The organism is Pandoraea communis, from assembly GCF_902459745.1.
Classification (GTDB): domain Bacteria; phylum Pseudomonadota; class Gammaproteobacteria; order Burkholderiales; family Burkholderiaceae; genus Pandoraea; species Pandoraea communis.
Genome location: NZ_CABPSJ010000004.1, coordinates 132049 through 148889 on the forward strand (window position 1 = coordinate 132049; position 16841 = coordinate 148889).

Annotated in this window: 13 protein-coding genes; 2 read left to right on the forward strand and 11 right to left on the reverse strand. The window is 63.1% G+C overall.

Going from position 1 to position 16841, the window contains the following annotated elements:
* Positions 1–29: 29 nt before the first annotated feature.
* From glyS to PCO31110_RS15315, 11 genes are all read right to left on the reverse strand, one after another.
* Complete coding sequence (glyS, locus tag PCO31110_RS15265; protein ID WP_150690798.1) at positions 30–2147, reverse strand: glycine--tRNA ligase subunit beta; 2118 nt, start codon at positions 2145–2147, stop codon at positions 30–32.
* Positions 2144–3082, reverse strand: coding sequence for a glycine--tRNA ligase subunit alpha (gene glyQ, locus PCO31110_RS15270; protein WP_010804017.1), 939 nt, complete (start codon positions 3080–3082; stop codon positions 2144–2146). The genes glyS and glyQ overlap by 4 nt, the downstream gene beginning before the upstream one ends.
* A gap of 195 nt (positions 3083–3277) precedes the next feature.
* A complete protein-coding gene (lnt, locus tag PCO31110_RS15275) occupies positions 3278–4834 on the reverse strand; it encodes an apolipoprotein N-acyltransferase (protein WP_246189855.1) in 1557 nt (518 codons plus the stop codon).
* Positions 4835–4858: 24 nt separating this feature from the next.
* The gene (locus tag PCO31110_RS15280; protein ID WP_036664329.1) at positions 4859–5734 is read right to left on the reverse strand and encodes a CorC family transporter; all 876 of its coding nucleotides are present in this window, start codon (positions 5732–5734) and stop codon (positions 4859–4861) included.
* Positions 5735–5896: 162 nt separating this feature from the next.
* On the reverse strand, positions 5897–6574 hold the full coding sequence (locus PCO31110_RS15285) for a gamma-glutamylcyclotransferase (protein WP_370855832.1): 678 nt from the start codon (positions 6572–6574) through the stop codon (positions 5897–5899).
* Between the two features lie 20 nt (positions 6575–6594).
* The gene (ybeY, locus tag PCO31110_RS15290) at positions 6595–7137 is read right to left on the reverse strand and encodes an rRNA maturation RNase YbeY (protein ID WP_150690800.1); all 543 of its coding nucleotides are present in this window, start codon (positions 7135–7137) and stop codon (positions 6595–6597) included.
* On the reverse strand, positions 7134–8192 hold the full coding sequence (locus PCO31110_RS15295) for a PhoH family protein (RefSeq protein WP_144265921.1): 1059 nt from the start codon (positions 8190–8192) through the stop codon (positions 7134–7136). The genes ybeY and PCO31110_RS15295 overlap by 4 nt, the downstream gene beginning before the upstream one ends.
* A 111-nt stretch (positions 8193–8303) precedes the next feature.
* Positions 8304–9647 carry a tRNA (N6-isopentenyl adenosine(37)-C2)-methylthiotransferase MiaB gene (gene miaB, locus PCO31110_RS15300; RefSeq protein WP_150585654.1) on the reverse strand — a complete coding sequence of 448 codons (1344 nt, stop codon included), beginning with the start codon at positions 9645–9647 and terminating at the stop codon, positions 8304–8306.
* Positions 9648–9846: 199 nt separating this feature from the next.
* Complete coding sequence (locus PCO31110_RS15305) at positions 9847–10791, reverse strand: metal ABC transporter substrate-binding protein (RefSeq protein WP_150690801.1); 945 nt, start codon at positions 10789–10791, stop codon at positions 9847–9849.
* 11 nt (positions 10792–10802) lie between these two features.
* Positions 10803–11663, reverse strand: a complete 861-nt coding sequence (locus PCO31110_RS15310; RefSeq protein ID WP_010804025.1) for a metal ABC transporter permease — start codon at positions 11661–11663, stop codon at positions 10803–10805.
* The gene (locus PCO31110_RS15315) at positions 11660–12475 is read right to left on the reverse strand and encodes a metal ABC transporter ATP-binding protein (RefSeq protein WP_010804026.1); all 816 of its coding nucleotides are present in this window, start codon (positions 12473–12475) and stop codon (positions 11660–11662) included. The genes PCO31110_RS15310 and PCO31110_RS15315 overlap by 4 nt, the downstream gene beginning before the upstream one ends.
* Before the next feature lie 1143 nt (positions 12476–13618).
* Here PCO31110_RS15315 and PCO31110_RS15320 point away from each other — a divergent pair.
* Positions 13619–15541 (forward strand): PrkA family serine protein kinase, encoded by a 1923-nt coding sequence (locus PCO31110_RS15320; protein WP_010804027.1) that lies wholly within the window; start codon positions 13619–13621, stop codon positions 15539–15541.
* Positions 15542–15556: 15 nt separating this feature from the next.
* On the forward strand, positions 15557–16819 hold the full coding sequence (locus PCO31110_RS15325) for a YeaH/YhbH family protein (RefSeq protein ID WP_010804028.1): 1263 nt from the start codon (positions 15557–15559) through the stop codon (positions 16817–16819).
* Positions 16820–16841 lie beyond the last annotated feature (22 nt).

Here is a 16841-nt window from a genome sequence, read left to right on the forward strand (position 1 = left end):
GAACGGGCTTCCGGGACGTTAAGCCGCAGTTATGCGGCGAGCTTCGAGAGATCGGCCACGCGGTTCATCTGCACATGCAGGTGCCAGAGCAGCGCGAGGCGGTTGTTGCGCAGCGCCTCGTCGTCGGCCATCACCATCACGTCGTTGAAGAACGCGTCGACCGCATCGCGCAATTCGGCCAGCGCCGAGAGGGCCTGCGCGTACTCGCGTGCCGCGAACTTCTGTTCCACGACCGGGGCGACTTTCTCGAGCGCGGCGGCGAGCGACTTCTCGGCCGGTTCCATCAACAACGACGGCACGATCACGCCATCGGGCGGCGGCGCCGTCTTCTTGAGGATGTTACCGATGCGCTTGTTCGCGGCGGCGAGCGCTTCGGCCTGGGGCAGTGCCGAGAAGGCGCGCACGGCTTCCAGGCGCTCGATCAGATCGCTCAGATCCAGATGCATCGACGGCGACACCAGCACTGCCTCGATCTCGTTGGCGGCGTAGCCACGCTCGCGCAGATAGCCACGCAGACGATCGAGCACGAACTGATAGACCTCGCGCAGATACTCGGGGCCGGCCACGCCCGACGTGAACTGCTTGTAGGTCACGTCCAGCAGGTCGGACAGCATGACGGGCAGACGGCGCTCGATGAGCATACGCACGATGCCCAGCGCATGGCGGCGCAGCGCGAACGGGTCTTTCTCACCGGTCGGTTGCAGGCCGATACCCCAGATGCCGACGAGCGTTTCGAGCTTGTCGGCCAGCGCTACGACGATGCCGGTGTGGCTGGCGGGCAGGGCGTCGCCGGCGAAGCGCGGCTGATAGTGCTCAGAGCACGCACGGGCGACCTCGTCGGCTTCGCCATCGTGACGCGCGTAGTACGTGCCCATGGTGCCCTGCAGTTCCGGGAACTCGCCCACCATGTCGGTCAGCAAATCGGCCTTGGCCAGCAGCGCGCCGCGTTCGGCCAGCGCCACGTCGGCACCGATCATCTGCGCAATGGCGCCGGCCAGCTTCACCAGACGCTGCGTACGCTCGAACTGCGAGCCCAGCTTGTTGTGATAGACGACGTTCGCGAGCAGCGGCACGCGATCGGCGAGCGGCTTCTTCTTGTCTTGCTCGAAGAAGAACTTCGCATCTGCGAGACGCGGGCGCACCACACGCTCGTTACCCGTGATGATCTGCTCGGGGTGGGCGGTCTCGATATTGGAGACGATCAGGAAGCGGTTCGTCAGGCGGCCGCCCTCGGCGAGCGGCTTGTCGGTCAGTGCGAAGTACTTCTGGTTCGTCTGCATCGTGAGAATCAGACATTCCTGCGGCACCGCCAGGAATTCCTTCTCGAAGTGGCAGGCGTAGACCGCGGGCCATTCGACAAGTGCGGTCACTTCATCGAGCAGCGCGTCGGGCATCACTACGTGGTCGTTGCCTGCGGCCGCAAGCAGTTGCGTGCGAATCGCGTCGCGGCGGCCCGTGAAGCTGGCCAGCACCTTGCCTTCGGTTGCCAGCACTTCAGCGTAGGTGTCGGCACTGGCGATGGTGACTTCACCCTTCGACAGGAAGCGATGCCCCAGCGTCTTGTTGCCCGAGGACAGGCCGATGGCGGTGGCAGGCACGAGCGTGTCGCCGTGCAGGGCGATGAGGCCATGCACCGGGCGCACGAACTGCACCGTCTCGCCATCCGGGCGCTGGTAGCTCATGACCTTCGGAATCGGCAGCTTGCCGAGCGTTTCGTCGAGCGCGGCCTGCAATGCGTCGGCCAGTCGGGCGCCCGCTGCGGTGTAGGTGTGGAAGAACGCTTCGGCCTTGCCGTCCATCGCGCGCTCGAGGCTGGCGACCGGCAGGTCGGCAAAGCCCATGGCGGCGAGTTTCTTCGCCAGCGGCGCGGTGGGGTTGCCGTTGGCGTCGAGGGCGACGGACACCGGCAGCACCTTGGCGCGGATGCTCGCGTCCGGGGCGCGCTCGAGCACGTTCGAAATCGTGACGGCCAGACGGCGCGGGGTGGCGTATGGCGTGACTACGCTGGCGTCGGTGGTCAGGCCACGCGTGCGCAAGCCATTGGCAATGCCGTCGGCGAACGCGTCGCCCAGACGCGCCAGTGCCTTCGGCGGCAGTTCTTCGGTCAGCAGTTCGACCAGCAGGGTGCGTTGTGCGGTGCTCATCATGCGGCTTGCGTTTGGTTTTTGGCGGCGGGGGCGTTCAGCATCGGGAAGCCGAGCTTCTCGCGCGAAGCGTAGTAGGCCTGTGCGATCAGGCGCGACAGCGCACGGATACGGCCGATATACGCTGCACGTTCGGTCACCGAGATGGCGCCGCGCGCGTCGAGCAGGTTGAAGGTGTGCGCCGCCTTGAGAATCATCTCGTAGGCCGGCAACGCCAGTTCGGCTTCGATGAGGCGCTTGGCCTCGCTCTCGTAGTTGTCGAAGAAGCCGAACAACATCGGCTGGTTCGACTGCTCGAAGTTGTACGTCGACTGTTCGACTTCGTTCTGATGGAACACGTCGCCATAGGTCAGGCGGCGCTTGACCGGGCCGTCAGCCGTCTGTTCTTCCCATTCCGTCCACACGAGGTCGTAGACGTTCTCGACCTGTTGCAGATACATGGCCAGACGCTCGATACCGTAGGTAATTTCGCCGAGCACCGGCTTGCAATCCAGACCGCCCACTTGCTGGAAGTAGGTGAACTGCGTCACTTCCATGCCGTTGAGCCACACTTCCCAGCCCAGACCCCAGGCGCCGAGTGTGGGGTTTTCCCAGTCGTCTTCCACGAAGCGCACGTCGTTTTCGGTCAGATCGAGGCCGAGCGCGCGCAGCGAACCCAGGTACAGGTCGAGAATGTTCTCCGGTGCCGGCTTGAGCACCACCTGATACTGGTAGTAATGCTGCATGCGGTTCGGATTCTCACCGTAACGGCCATCCTTGGGACGGCGTGACGGCTGCACATAGGCGGCGCGCCACGGCTCCGGGCCGATTGCGCGCAGGAACGTGGCAGTGTGCGAGGTACCGGCGCCGACCTCCATGTCGTAAGGCTGGAGCAACGCACAGCCTTGCTTGTCCCAGTAATCCTGCAATGTCAGGATGACTTGTTGAAAGGTAAGCATGATGAATTCGCGCGGACGAACAGGAAAAAATGCGGATTTTGCGCAGTTCACTGGCCCGGCCGCGAGCGCGGCCAGCAAACTAAAACGTTGAATTTTAGCGGGTATTCGACCCGAATGGGGCGTCAGTGCCCATTGGGTGGTGCGACAGGGGGATTTTCACGTCCCCCTGCGTCATTTCGATAGCGCCGGCGCGGCTCAGCGCGAGCGGCGTGTCATTGCCAGACCGAGGCCCAGCGCGACGAGTGCGAGCACCAGTGCAGGGCCGTTGCCGAAGCGAATATACGGCGTGAGGCCGGTGTAAGGCTGGACCTTGCCCGTGAGCGCACCCGTCGTCATCACAGGCAGGCGCCCCTGCACATGACCTCGGGCATCGATGATCGCCGTCGTGCCGGTGTTCGTCGCACGCAGCATCGGCCGCCCCGTCTCCAGCGTGCGCATGCGCGCGATCTGCAAGTGCTGGTCGAGGGCGATGGTGTCGCCGAACCACGCAAGGTTCGTTGCGTTGGCGAGCACCGTGGCAGGCTCGGGCATGCTGCGCAGTGCCTGTGCGATTTCCTCGCCGAACAAGTCCTCGTAGCAGATGTCGAGCGCCACGCGCTGATCGCGAATCGGGAAGCCGCCCGGTGTGGCCGTGCCTCGCAGGAAGTCGCCAAGGGGAATGTGCATCATGTCGACGAACCAGCGAAAGCCCCAAGGGACGAATTCGCCGAAAGGTACGAGGTGATGCTTGTCGTAGCGATGCAGCGTCGCGTCGCGCGGCGTCACGCCGAACAGGCTGTTGGTCAGATCCGTCGGCCCCCGGTCGGTGAGGGTCGCGCCTACGGCACCGAGCACGACATGCGAGCCGGTGCGATCGGCAAACTCCCGGATCGGTCCGGCCACGTCGGGCGGAATGCCTTGGAGCAGCACGGGGAATGCCGTCTCCGGCGTGATGATGAGATCGGCCGGTGCGGCCACGATCATGTCCCGATACAGCGCCATGGCGTGGTCGATCCCGGCGCGCTCGAACTTCATGTCCTGCGCGATATTGCCTTGCAGTAGTCGCACGGTGAGTGGTTTGCCCGAGGGCGTCGTCCAGGCGTGGCGGGCGAGCGCGCCGCCCACGCCGAGCAGCGCCAGCGTGCAGACCACGGCGGCCAGACGCCGCATGGGCAGTATTGGCCGCCCCGGCACGGCGACGGGCAGCAACGCGCGGGCGAGCCATGCCGCCGCCAGCGCCGCGAGGCCGCCAATGCCGTAGACCCCGACGAGCGGCGCGAAGCCTGCCAGTGGCCCGTCGACATGGGCGTAGCCGGGAGACAGCCACGGGAAGCCGGTGAACACGGTGCCGCGCAACCATTCCGCGAGCGTCCAGGCTCCTGCGAACGCCAGCGCACGCCATGGGCCGGTAGCTGTGACCCAACGAGTGACGAACGTCGCCAACGCAGGGTAGAGCGCGAGGTAGATCGAGAACAGCACGACCGCCGCACCGGCCATGACGCCGGGCATGCCGCCGTAGGTGTGCATGCTGATGTAAAGCCACCAGATGCCCGAGACGAACGACGCGACACCGAAGCAACCGCCGAGCCAGAAGGCATCGCGCCGCGAGGCGCTGCGCTCGACGAGCGCGAAGAGTCCCGCCATGGCGAGCAGTTGCAGCCACCAGACGTCGCGCGGTGCGAAGGCCAGCGTTTGCGCAATACCGGCCAGGCCGGCGAGCACACGGGCACGCCAGGCCGGCCACGTGCGCCGCTCGGGCGCGTGGACGGTCATTTCCTGCATGGATCGATGGATGGGTTACTCGGGCTGAACGGCAGGTGCCGGCTCCACGCGCCGCAACAGCAGCATGTGGACCTGACGGCCGTCGGCGCGCATGACTTCGAACACGAGATTGCCGATGCGCATACGCTCACCGCGGCGCGGCACACGGCCGAACTGGTGCGTGATCATACCGCCGATCGTGTCGTTCTCGTCATCGTGGAACTGCGTGCCGAAGGCTTCGTTGAACTGCTCGATCTCGGTCAGCGCACGAATGCGATACGTCCCGTCGGGCGCGGCGATGATGTTGTCTTCTTCTTCATCGAAGTCGTATTCGTCCTCGATGTCGCCGACGATTTGTTCGAGCACGTCTTCAATGGTGATGAGACCTGCCACGCCGCCGTATTCGTCCACGACGATGGCGATGTGATTGCGATTGACGCGGAAGTCGTGCAGCAGCACGTTCAGACGCTTCGACTCCGGAATGAACACGGCCGGGCGCAGCATGTCGCGCACGTCGAAATCGTGATTCGCGTAGTAACGCAGCAGATCCTTCGCGAGCAGAATGCCGATGATGTTGTCGCGATTTCCCTCGAAGACGGGATAGCGCGAGTGAGCCTGTTCCAGCACGAACGGGACGAAGGCTTCAGGCGTCTGTTCGATGTTGATGGCGTCCATTTGCGCGCGCGGCACCATGATGTCGCGTGCACACAGATCGGCCACCTGGAATACGCCCTCGATCATCGCCAGAGAGTCGGCGTCCATCAGGTTACGGGCGTGGGCGTCTTGCAGAATTTCAAGCAACTCTGCGCGCGACTCCGGCTCCGGGGAGATCAGATCGGTGAGGCGTTCGAGCAAAGAGCGAGGTTTATCAGGGTTTTTTCGACCAGGTCGACTGGGATAAGGGTCGTTCATGACGGCGCGTCCAAGTTGGGCGGACGCCGAGCTGTTACAGGAAGCTCAAGGATACACCAGATGTGCGGCATCTCCGCGACAGGGCCGCAGCGTTTCGTCATTCGGTGTTTGCTGCCGCGCGATGCTGCGGATTTCAGGCCATACCGGGCGTTCCCGCGCATTTCAGCGTGCACTGCAGCGGTGCAATATGGCTTCCAGCGCCGGGTCGGGCATACCGGCTTCGCGCAGCGCCTTGACCGTGCGGGTGACGTAATCCCGTGTCGTGCCGTAGCGTCCCTGCGCATGATCGAAGACCTTGCGGATGATGTCGTCGGGCAGGCGGCCCGCGTAGCTCTTCACGTCGCGTCGCATGACGAACGCGAGGGCGGGTGCGGTGCGGCCATCGGCGAGTACGCAGTTGAGCCATGCCGGACGATACGAGCCCATCGCCATCTCGCGATACCAGAGCGTTTCGAGTTCGGTTCGCGCCTTGGCGGCCGAGAGTCGCAGCGCCACGCCCGCACACGAACCGCCTCGATCGAGCGCGAGCACGAGCCCCGGTTGTTCCGGGGTGCCGCGATTGACGCGCGACCACAGATACAGCCCCCGATGGTAGCCGTACACGCGGGCGCGCTGGCTCTCCTCGACGGGCAGACCGGGGTTCCAGATGAGCGAGCCGTACGCGAAGATCCACAGATCCTGATGACCATCCCAGCCGGTTAGCGCCGCGTCGAGCGACGACGAGAGTTCGTCCGGCGTCAGGTGACGGCCCAATCCGATGTCTGGGGGGTACGTGGTGCATCCCGGCCCGCTCGACACGCTGGCCGGTGGCGTCTCGGAGTCGGTCGGGCGATCGGGCATGCGGTCCATACGATGTGGGGTCAGGCGCGGCGCGGCTTGGCCGGCATCCTGATGTTGGCTGAGGTGGCGGGGGCAGACTTTTCCGACGCATAGGGATCGGCGTAACCGAGACCGGTGAGGATCTCCGTCTCCAGACCTTCCATTTCCTGCGCTTCGTCGTCCGCTTCGTGGTCGTAACCTTGTGCGTGGAGCACACCGTGCACGATCAGGTGCGCGTAGTGCGCTTCGAGCGAAATACCTTGCTCGTTCGCCTCGCGCTCGACAACCGGGCAGCACAGCACGATGTCGCCGGTCACCGGATCGCTTTCGTCTTGCGCGTAGGCAAACGTGAGCACGTTGGTGGCGTAATCCTTGCCGCGATAGCCGCGATTGAGCGTCTGGCCTTCTTCGGCGCCGACGAAGCGCAGCGTCAGTTCGGCGTCGGCCAGCAGCGCAGCCTGCACCCAGCGGCGCACGGCGGTGCGCGAGAGCAGCGCCTTGTGCGCGGCGAACGCCGGGCCGGCCACGAACTGACTGGTCAACGTGAGCGCATGGCGTGGCGAACGTGGAGCCCGCTCGCTCATGCCTTGCCTCGCGGCCCGTGGCCGTCGCGCCGTTCGCGCTCCGTCGATTCCGGCAGATCCAGCCCGGCTTCGGCATGCTGCGTATGGGCGTCGTACGCTTCGACGATGCGTGCGACCAGCGGGTGACGTACCACGTCCACGCTGGTGAAGCGGGTCATGGCGATGCCGCGAACGTTTTTCAGGATCAGTTGCGCTTCCGTCAGGCCACTCTTCTGACCGCGCGGCAGGTCGACCTGCGTGGTGTCGCCGGTCACGACGGCCTTGCTGCCGAAACCGATACGCGTGAGGAACATCTTCATCTGTTCGGGCGTCGTGTTCTGCGCCTCGTCCAGAATGATGAACGCGTGATTGAGCGTTCGGCCGCGCATATACGCGAGCGGCGCGATTTCGATCATCTGCTTTTCGAAATACTTCTGCGTCTTGTCGAAGCCGAGCAGGTCGTAAAGCGCGTCGTAGAGCGGGCGCAGGTACGGATCGACCTTCTGTGCGAGATCGCCGGGCAGGAAGCCCAGACGCTCGCCCGCTTCCACGGCCGGACGCGTGAGCACGATGCGCTTGACGGCGTCGCGCTCGAGCGCGTCGACGGCGCACGCCACGGCCAGATAGGTCTTGCCGGTACCGGCCGGGCCGATGCCGAACGCGACGTCGTGCGAGAGGATCTGCTTGAGGTAATCGCGCTGCGCCGGGGTGCGGCCGTGCAGGTCGCTGCGGCGCGTGTGCAGCACGGGCGAGCCGTCTTCGGTCTCGCCAGCGGCAAACGGGTTGTCGTCGCCGTGACGCACGGTCGGCACGAGGCCCTGACGCGATTCCACCAGCCCCAACTGAATGTCGTCGACGGACAACGGTTCGGTGGCGCGGTTGTAGAAGCTCTCGAGAGCCTGGGTGGCGATCACGGCGCTCTTGCCGCGAACGGAGAAGCGATGGCCGCGCCGGGAAATCGAGACGTCGAGCGCCTGTTCGATCTGGCGCAGGTTCTCGTCTAACGGGCCGCAAAGGTTGGCCAAACGGCGATTGTCGTCGCGCGGGGCGGTGAATTCTTGGGCGGGTGCTTTCAAGATCCGGTCGGGTGCCTGTTCAGGTCGTTCGATGGAGTCGCCGGGGGCAGGCTCGGGGATGCGGTGTGTGCGCCAGGGACTGCCGGGTCCGTTCATATTCGCAAATTTCGTTCAGTGCGTGGTGACCAGTTCGCCACGCAACGAGTGCGGGTAGGCGAACGTGATCACGACATCGGTCATCTGGCCGATCAGGCTGGCGCGTTGCGCCTCGGGCACGGGGAAGTTCACCACGCGGTTGTTCTCCGTGCGGCCTTGCAACTCGTTAGGGTCCTTGCGCGAGACGCCTTCGACGAGAATGCGCTGACGCGAGCCGACCATGCTCTGGCTGATGCGCGCGGCGTTTTCCTCGATCACGGCCTGCAAGTGTTGCAGACGGCGCAGCTTGACTTCGCGCGGCGTGTCGTCCGGCAGGTTGGCGGCCGGTGTGCCAGGGCGGGGGCTGTAGATGAACGAGAAGCTCGTGTCGTAACCGATCTCGTGAATCATCGCCATCAGCTTGTCGAAATCCTCTTGCGTCTCGCCGGGGAAGCCGACGATGAAGTCCGACGACATCGACATGTCGGGGCGAACCTGACGCAGACGGCGGATGATCGACTTGTATTCCAGTACGGTATAGCCCCGCTTCATCGCGGAGAGCACGCGGTCGGCGCCGTGCTGCACGGGCAGGTGCAAGTGGCTCACCAGCTTGGGCACCTTGGCGTAGGTATCGATCAGGCGCTGCGTGAATTCCTTCGGGTGGCTGGTCGTGTAGCGGATACGCTCGATGCCCGGCACTTCGGCCACATATTCGATGAGCAACGCGAAGTCGGCGATTTCGCCGTCAGCCATCAGGCCGCGATAGGCGTTCACGTTCTGGCCCAGCAGCGTGATTTCACGCACACCTTGCTCGGCCAGACCGGCGATCTCGGTCAGCACGTCTTCAAACGGACGCGACACTTCGTCGCCACGTGTGTAGGGCACGACACAGTAGCTGCAATATTTCGAGCAGCCTTCCATGATCGAGACGAACGCGGTCGCGCCCTCGACCTTGGCCGGCGGCAGGTGGTCGAACTTCTCGATTTCCGGGAACGAGATGTCGACCTGCGAGCGGCCGGTGGTGCGGCGCGCTTCGAGCATCTGCGGCAGACGGTGCAGCGTTTGCGGGCCGAACACCACGTCCACATACGGGGCGCGCTGCACGATGGCGGCGCCCTCCTGACTGGCGACGCAGCCGCCCACGCCGATCACCAGATCCGGCTTGATTTCCTTGAGCGCGCGCATGCGGCCCAGATCCGAGAACACCTTTTCCTGCGCCTTTTCGCGCACGGAGCAAGTGTTGAACAGGATGACGTCGGCGTCTTCGGGGGAATCGGTCTTTTCGAGACCTTCGGCGGCGCCGAGCACGTCCGCCATCTTGTCGGAGTCGTACTCGTTCATCTGACAGCCGAACGTCTTGATGTAAATCTTCTTTGCCATTGAGTGTGCGCCGTTCGCAGTGGTTAACCTGGGGGCGTCCGTATTGGATGTTTCAGGGGTTCAGTCTTGCCGGGCCGCGAGAAAAATGCGGTGCTCCAAACGCAAAAGCCGGCGTGGCCGGCCTGTCCGGACCTCCTTGGCGGGGCCGGTGTGTGGTGCACGCATTATACCGCGTGCACCGTGGGGGAGAGCGGTGAGACTAGTGGTTGTCCTTCATCGCGGCAGCGACTGCGCGGATGTTGTGCTGGAACAACTGGAGGTAGGTCGTGGCTTCCGGGTTCTGCGACAGGGCGTCGGAGTAGAGTTTGCCGTCGACCTTCACCTTGGCGTCTTTGGCGATACGCTGGACCAGACGCGGATTGGAGATGTTCTCCATGAAGACCGCCTTGATGCCCGTGCGGCGGATCACGCGAATCAGGTTCGCCACATCCTTGGCGCTGGCTTCGCTTTCCGTCGACACCCCCTCCGGGGCGAGGAACTTGATGCCGAAACGCTGGCCGAGATAGCCGAAGGCGTCATGTGAGGTCAGCACCACGCGGCGCGCGGGCGGAATCGGCGCGAGTTGCTTGTTCGCCCAGGTGATGAGGTCGTCGAGCGCGCCCTGATAGTTTTTGGCACGTTCCGCATAGTAGGTGCTGCCCGCCGGATCGGCTTGCGACAGGGCGGTCGCGATATTGACGGCCATCGCCTTCACGCGCTCGGGGTCCTGGAACATGTGCGGATCGGTCACGGTCTTGCCTTCGTCGACCATGGTGCGGGGCTTGAGGCCCTTCGTGACGGTGACGAGCGTGCCGGGATAGTGGCTCGACTTCATCAGGCGGGGCAGCCAGCCCTCGAAGCCCAGGCCATTCACGAAGAAGAGTTTGGTGCCGGAGATCTTGGCGACGTCGGCCGGGGTCGGCTCATAGACATGCGTGTCCTGATCGGGGCCGACGAGTGTGGTGACGTCGACCCGGTCGCCGCCGACCACCTTCACGATGTCGGCCAGAATGCTGAAGCTAGCGCCCACGGGCAGGCGCGTGTCCTGCGCGCGTGCCGGACCGGCAAGCGCCAGCATCAGGGCGAACACTGTGGCGAGAAGCCCTGCACCAAGCCACGATTTGCCACCCGACGCGTTGCTGCCCCACTTACCCAATCCGAACATGTTTTCCTCTCTTAAAGCGCCGGAGCCTTCGCCGCATTGGCGTGGCCCGCCGTGGCAAGCAGTGCGCCCAGATAGGCGATGCCTGCCGTCAAAACGATGGCTGGTCCCGAGGGACAGGCCAGGTAATACGAAATCAGCAGCCCGATCACGCTCGATGCGCTCGCGACCAGCCAGGCCACGAGCAGCATGCCCGGCAGCGTGCGGGCGACGAGCCGGGCGGTGGCCGCCGGCAGCATCATTAGTCCTACGGCCATGAGCGTGCCCATCGCCTGAAAGCCGGCTACGAGGTTCATTACCGTCAGCACGGTGAAGCCGAGGTGATAGCGCATCACGCTCTTGCCTTGCCCACCGAGGAAGGTCGGATCGGCGCTATCGAGTACAAGACCGCGATAATGCCACCCGAACCAGAGGAGCGTCACGGTCGCGATCGCGGCGACGAGGATGAGTGACGGATCGTCCACCGCGAGCACCGAACCGAAGAGCAAATGCATCAGATCGACACTGTTGCCCCATTTGGAGACGATCACCACGCCACCGGCCAGCGCCAGTAGATAGAAGCCGGCAAACGACGCGCCTTCGTCGAGCCGCGTGCGGCGGCTCGACAGCCCGGCGAGCAGTGCCACGAGCAGGCCGGCTACCATGCCGCCGCCCGCCATCCAGGGCAGCGACAGCCCGCCGACCAGGTACCCGACGGCCGCCCCCGGCAGTACCGCATGCGAGAGCGAATCGCCCATCAGGCTCATGCGGCGCAGCAGCAGGAACACGCCCACCGGCGTGCACCCGATCGACAGCGCGAGGCTGCCCACGAGGGCGTGCCGCATGAAGTCGAACTCCGAGAATGGGCCGACGAGCCAATCCAGCATCGTGCTCATCGAAGGCCGCCTCGCGGGGTAACGGCTGCACCCGGTGCAGGTGCGCCACCGTAGGCGGGGAGGCTGGAGGATGCCGATGCCGTGCCCGCCACGCGGGCGGTGTAGCCCCCGGCGCCCCACAGGCCCGTCTGCGTACCGCCGCCGGCGATGTCGGCAGACGGCAGTCCGCCATGCAGACACTGCGCCGGCGTGCCCGAGGCCACCAGGCGGCCGGCCATCACGGCGACATGCGAGAAGCGTTCGAGCACAAGCGGCAAGTCGTGAAGCACCGTGACCACGGTGCGCCCCTCGTTGCGCCATTGGTCCAGCAACGCGAGTAACAGTTCCGCCGACGGGACATCGATTCCCGTGAGCGGTTCATCCAGCAAAACAATGGGCGCGTCTTCCACGATCAGCCGCGCAAAGCGGGCGCGCTGCCATTGGCCGCCCGACAAGACTTCGAGAGGCTGAGCGCGTTTGTCTGCAAGGCCGACGCGGGCGAGGGCGTCGTGAGCCCAGTCGAATTCGCCGCGTCCGAGGCGGCGTGCGTCTCCCGTGCGCCGCCACGTGCCGGTCAACACATATTCCTCGACGCACATGGGGAACCGGTGATCGGTTTCGGGCCGTTGCGAAAGATAGGCCACCGGCCCGTCGCAAACGATCTTGCCCTTCGACGCCTTCTGCAAGCCCGCGAGCGCACGCAGCAGGGTGGTCTTGCCGCCGCCGTTGGGGCCAACGACCGCGGAGAGTACGCCGGGGGCGAACGTGGCGCTGACATCCTCCAGTGCCGTGTTCGGCCCGAAGTGAACCGAGAGGTCATGGCAGCCGATCATGACGCGACTCCTCGCAACGCCCAGAAAACGAGCGCCCAGAGCGGCACGAGCACGAACAGTGTCAGTGCCGTTCGTTCCCAGCCAGCGAGACGGTAGAGCCAAACGGAAAAACGGATCATGGGTGAGACGGGCGATGCCCAGACACAGATTGCAACTGTGTAATAAATGCAACAAGGTTGCATTATTGCATGAATTGACCCATGGCGCCGCTGGCATCGAGCGAGCGCGCCGGGCGGGGCAGAGCGTGTGTGAAACTTGCCGGGACACAACGCGTTACATATCAAGGCAACACATTTTGGCGAACCGGCGTAACATGGGTTCACGCCTGATCGACTGGCACGCTGTTCGCTTCATTCCAGAGATCGGCAATATGCAAGGCATCGATGAGACGGTGGCATGGTGCAGCGCGGTGACCCGAGTCAGCGTATCTGGAGAGGGGACCGGGAGGCGCCACCGGCAGCCGTCTCTGCCGAGGAGGTTCGCCCGTTCAGATAACCGGCCGTCTTCGACTTTCCGCCCGCGACACCCCGCGCCGACGCGTGATGATCGCACGACCTTCGCGACTTCGCGCAGTCGCGTCGCCTCGACAGGAAAGCACGCCGTCACGCGCCCACGTCTTCGCATTCGTCGACGTCGTCGGGCAGCCCACTTTTTTTCCGCAAACATTGATTGAACGTTGGGTAAAAGTGCTACCTGATAGGTAGGATTCCTTAATTAATTTTCGGCGCCTCGAAGCCCCTCGGAATGCAGACAAACCCGAGTGCGCAATGCGTGCGAGAGGGCAGGGAAAGCCGCTCGAATTCTGGTGTATTTTGATCTGCGTGCGCAGTGCGTAGATGAGGCGAAAACCCTTGTGGAATGCGGGTTGTCGGCAATGCTTAGCGATGCGGAAAATATCTAGCGACAGTTTTTTTGTTTGTGCATATGATGAGTTAACGGTTGCAATTTTCAGTGACAAGTTTAAAGTCAACCTAAACCGATTTTGAGTCGTTCATGTAAGGGAGGGGACAGTGCGAAAGGTTTCGCGAAAGTCGCTCCGGCATGCAGTGAGCCAGGTCGAAACCATTGCGCAGTCATCCGGGTCTTAGGCAACAGAGCGGACATCGTTTTGCGATGTTTTCCGATGAAGCGGGGGTGAGGCATATGGATATTTTCAGCCACTACACGACACGTTTCGAAGCACGCAAGGAAGAGGAATACAGCATCCAGGAGTATCTGGAGATCTGTAAGAAGGACTCGACAGCGTATGCGACGGCAGCCGAGCGTATGCTGAGCGCCATCGGTGAGCCCGAGCTTATCGACACGCACCACGACCCGCGGCTCTCGCGGTTGTTCTCGAACAAGATCATCAAGATCTATCCTGCCTTCCGTGAGTTCTACGGCATGGAAGACACGATCGAGCAAATCGTCTCGTTCTTCAAACACGCCGCGCAAGGGCTCGAAGAGCGCAAACAGATCCTGTACCTGCTTGGGCCCCCGGGCGGCGGCAAGTCGTCGCTGGCCGAGAAACTGAAGGCATTGATGGAGGACGTGCCCATCTATTGCCTGAAGGGATCGCCAGTGCACGAGTCGCCTCTGGGCCTGTTCTCGCCCGAGGAAGACGGCAAGATTCTGGAAGAGGACTTCGGCATTCCGCTGCGGTATCTGAATACGATTCCGTCGCCGTGGGCCACCAAGCGTCTGAACGAATTCAACGGCGACATCACCAAGTTCCGCGTGGTGAAGGTGCGTCCGTCGGTGCTGCAACAGATCGCGATTGCGAAGACCGAGCCGGGGGACGAGAACAATCAGGACATCTCGTCGCTCGTCGGCAAGGTCGACATCCGCAAGCTTGAGGAGTATCCGCAGGACGACCCGGACGCCTACTCGTATTCCGGCGGTCTGTGCCTGGCCAACCGTGGCCTGCTCGAATTCGTCGAAATGTTCAAGGCGCCGATCAAGGTGCTCCACCCGTTGCTGACCGCCACCCAGGAGGGCAATTACAAGGGCACGGAAGGGTTTGGTGCGATTCCGTTCGACGGTATCGTGCTCGCTCACTCGAACGAGGCCGAATGGCAGAGCTTCAAGGGCAACCGTAATAACGAGGCTTTCCTCGATCGTATCTACATCGTGAAGGTGCCGTACTGCCTGCGCGTGACCGACGAGGTGAAGATCTACGAGAAGCTCGTGAAGAACAGCTCGCTCGCCAACGCGCCGCGCGCGCCGAACGTGCTCAAGATGCTCGCCCAGTTCGCGGTGCTCACGCGTTTGAAAGAGCCCGAGAACTCCAACATCTTCTCCAAGGTTCGTGTCTACGACGGTGAAAACCTCAAGGATATCGATCCGAAGGCCAAGTCGTATCAGGAATATCGCGACTACGCCGGTGTCGATGAGGGGATGACGGGCATGTCCACGCGCTTCGCCTTCAAGGTGCTGTCGAAAGTCTTCAATTTCGACAATACCGAAGTGGCGGCCAACCCGGTGCACATGCTGTACGTGCTCGAGCAACAGATCGAGCGCGAGCAGTACCCCGGCGAAGTCGAAAAGCGCTATCTCGCCTATATCAAGGAGTATCTGACCGCGCCGTTTGTCGAATTCATCGGCAAGGAGATTCAGACCGCCTATCTCGAGTCGTACTCGGAGTACGGCCAGAACATCTTCGACCGCTACGTGAATTTCGCAGATCTCTGGATTCAGGATCAGGAGTATCGCGATCCGAATACCGGTGAGATTCTCGATCGTAACGCGCTCAACGACGAACTGGAGAAGGTCGAGAAGCCGGCCGGGATCACCAATCCGAAGGACTTCCGCAACGAAATCGTCAACTTCGTCCTGCGCGCACGCGCGAACAACGCGGGCAAGAATCCGCTCTGGACGAGTTACGAGAAGCTGCGGGCGGTCATCGAGAAGCGCATGTTCTCGACCACCGAGGATTTGCTGCCGGTGATCTCGTTCAACGCGAAATCGTCCAAAGAGGATCAGGAAAAGCACGCCAACTTTGTCAACCGAATGGTGGAAAAAGGCTATACCCCGAAGCAGGTTCGCCTGCTCGTGGAATGGTATCTGCGCGTGCGCAAATCCTCGTAAATCATCGGGGCCACTATGTCAGCAATCATCGACAGACGGCAAAACGGCAAGAACAAAAGCGCCATCAACCAGCAGCGTTTCATCAAACGCTACCGCGATCAGATCCGTCGCGCGGTGGCGAAGGCGGTGGGCGGGCGCAAGATTACCGATATCGATGGCAGCGGACAGGTCTCGATCCCGGTCAAGGACATTTCGGAACCGTTGTTCCACCACGGGCCCGGCGGGCGGCGGGAGATGGTGCATCCCGGCAATCGCGAGTTCGTGGTGGGCGACAACTTCGAGCGTCCGCAGTCGGGGGCGGGGGGCGGCGGAGGCCGCGCCAGCGACTCGGGAGAGGGTGAGGACGACTTCGTTTTCAACCTCTCGCGCGAGGAGTTCCTGAAATTCTTCTTCGAGGATATGGCCCTGCCGGATCTCGCCAAGCGGCGTCTCGCGCAGATTCCGGAGTTCCGCAAGGTCCGTGCAGGCTATTCGATCGACGGCACGCCGTCGAACCTGAACGTCATTCGTACGATGCGCAGCTCGCTTGGGCGCCGCATCGCACTCACGGCACCCTATCGCAAGCAGTTGCGCGAGCTGGAAGCCGAATACGCGGACATCGTCTCGCGCGAAGGCGATACGTCGCCGCGCGCGTTGGCGCTGGCGCACGAGATCACGCATCTGCGTACCCGTGTCGAAGCGATTCCGTACATCGAGAAGCTCGATCTGCGCTACTCGAACCGGGTCATGCAGCCGCGTCCGCAGGCGCAGGCCGTCATGTTCTGCCTGATGGACGTTTCCGGTTCGATGGATCAGAGCCGCAAGGATCTCGCCAAGCGCTTCTTCATGCTGCTCTATCTGTTCCTGCGGCATAACTATGAGCGCATCGATCTGGTGCTGATCCGTCACCACACCACGGCGAAAGAGGTCAACGAAGACGACTTCTTCTACGCGCGCGAATCGGGTGGCACGGTGGTCTCGAGCGCACTCAAGCTGATGGCGGAAATCATCGCGGATCGTTACTCGCCGAGCGACTGGAATATCTACGGGGCGCAGGTGTCCGACGGCGATAACTGGGACGGGGATTCGCCGATCTGCCGCGACATCCTGAATCAGACGATCATGCCGGCCGTGCAGTACTTCGCGTATGTGGAGGTAGCCAGCGCCGAGCCACAGAACCTGTGGAACGAATACCTGTCGGTCAAGCAGCAGCATCCGAATTTCGCGATGCAACGCATCATGGAAGCCGCCGAGATCTATCCGGTGCTGCACGACCTGTTCAAGAAGAAGGCGGCCTGAAAACGGTCCCGCGTCGATACCC